This is a genomic window from Vicinamibacteria bacterium, assembly GCA_035620555.1.
Taxonomy (GTDB): Bacteria; Acidobacteriota; Vicinamibacteria; order Marinacidobacterales; family SMYC01; genus DASPGQ01.
The window spans coordinates 1-2,161 of record DASPGQ010000034.1 but is presented as its reverse complement, the minus strand read 5'-3'; the positions used below and the strand labels follow the sequence as shown (position 1 = coordinate 2,161).

Annotated in this window: 2 protein-coding genes; one reads left to right on the top strand and one right to left on the bottom strand. The window is 63.7% G+C overall.

The genetic code is table 11. The features are described 5' to 3' along the window. Positions 1 to 380, bottom strand: a 380-nt coding sequence (locus tag VEK15_01220) for an ECF-type sigma factor (GenBank protein HXV59284.1), incomplete at its 3' end; no start/stop codon positions are given. Positions 381 to 508: 128 nt separating this feature from the next. On the opposite strand from VEK15_01220, the gene VEK15_01215 reads away from it, so the two are divergent. Then, positions 509 to 2,161, top strand: a 1,653-nt coding sequence (locus tag VEK15_01215; protein HXV59283.1) for a carboxypeptidase-like regulatory domain-containing protein, incomplete at its 3' end; no start/stop codon positions are given.

The window sequence follows — 2,161 nt, the reverse complement described above, 5'->3', positions numbered from 1 at the left end:
GGGTCGGGACCGGGTGACCCCTTGGCCTCGTCGAACGGGACTGCAACGTCCCCACCACCGCGCTTCGCCGCCCGTTTCTGCCGGGCGTGGTCGATCAGGATCTGACGCATGGCGCGAGCGGCGACGGCGAAAAAATGAGCCCGGTTCTCGATGGCGCCGCCCTGAACGAGCCGGAGAAACGCCTCGTTGACGAGAGCGGTCGCCTGAAGCGTGTGGTCCGAACGCTCGTCGCGGAAGTAACTCTGCGCGAGGCGCCGCAGCTCCCGGTGCACGATGGGCATCAGCTCATCGAGCGCGCTCCGATCCCCTCCGCTCCATCGCTCGAGGAGTCCTGTCACATCGCCGGGCGGCTCCGCCATCGCCGGATTATCCCGGCTCATGAGCTATTCCTCAACCGGATTGCGCCCTAATGGACGAGCGAGGAGGCGGAGAATTGACAATCCGAAAGCAGGAACCTAGGCTTCGCACCGGGACACGGCTCGAGCCGCCGAAGGAGAGGCGCTTCGCCATGCGACGGGTTCTCACTCTGTTGGCTGTTCTCATGAGCGCCGATGGGGCGCCACAGACCTACCAGGGCGGCGTTCGCGGCGCCGTGCGCGATGCGACGGGGATCATTCCTGGGGCGGCGGTTACTCTTTTGCACCCGGAAACGAACCAATCCCGTCAAACGAGCACCAACGATATCGGGCAGTACGTTCTCGCGAACGTCCCACCCGGTGTGTACACCCTCTCGGTATACGTGGACGGGTTCAAACCCTACGAGCAAACCGGTATCGAGTTCCGCGTCCAGGACTTCCACGTCATCGACGTCCTCATGGAGCTCGGTACGGTGGAAGAGACCGTCGTGGTGACGGGTGAGACGCCGCTCATCGACACCGCGAGCGCCTCCGTCGGCTCTTCCATCGAGGCCGCGGAGATGGTGGTTTTGCCGACGCCCGCGCGCAACCCGTTCTTTCTTGCCGTAACGACCCCGAACGTCGTCCCGACCGGCAATCCCCAGTTCCAGCGCATGCAGGACCAGAACTCGACGTCGGCGCTCTCGATTGGGGGAGGCCCCAAGCGCGGCAACAACTACACGCTCGACGGGGTCCCCATCACCGACCTCACGAACCGGGCCGTCATCATCCCGAGCATGGAAGCGATCCAGGAAGTCAAGGTACAGGTCAACACCTACGACGCCGAGATGGGCCGCACCGGCGGCGGTGTCTTCAACACGTTTCATCGGCGTGGATCGAACCAGTGGAACGGCAGCGCCCTCATCCAGAACCGCCCCAACTGGGGACAGGGACAGCTCTATTTCGAAAAAGAGGCCGGCACGCCCAAAGCAGACAGCTATTACTGGCTCTGGGGCGGGTCGTTCGGGGGCGCCATCGTCCCCGACAGGACATTCTTCTGGGCGAGCACCGAGGGATACCGGACCAGCGTGACGCGTAACCGCATCATCACGCTGCCGACGGCGGACATGGCGCGAGGAGACTTTTCCCAGTTCGGCCGAACCATTTACGACCCGCTCACGACGCGCCCCGATCCGAACAATCCCGGGGGCTTCATCCGCAATCCCTTCCCGGGTAACATCATCCCAGCGGACCGCCTCAATCCCGTCGGGCTCGCGATCGCCTCGTTTCTCACCGCGGGGCCTCCGGGAAACTCGAGCGCGAGCGCCAACGTCTTGGACGCCGCCGAGCAGATTTCGTTCAATCTGACGCACGAGGTCAACGACCGCTTCTCGATGAGCGGCACCTACATGTACTACGATTCGGACGAGCCCTTCCCACGCTTCCTGGTGGGGCCGTACGACCCGAGTGACGGCGTCCACCGACGCGTCCATACGATCGCGCTCAACAATACTTACCTCGCCGGCGACGATTCGGTCCTGACGTTCCGCTACGGCTACTTCCAGTTCGACGACGACGTCACACGGACGGAGTTCGACGTGGCGTCCCTCGGATTCACCGAGAACTACCTGGGCCAGATCTCGGACAACGTCTTTCCGGGAATCTTCCTCGGTGACTACTACGGGGGTGGCGGTGGCGCTGGCCAAGACGTTCGGCTTTATTCCCATTCGGCCAACGCGACGTGGTCGAAGCTCGTCGGCGCGCACACCCTTCGGGCTGGCGGGGATTACCGTCGGATGGGTGCCGATTTCTACGTTCCTGGGGAT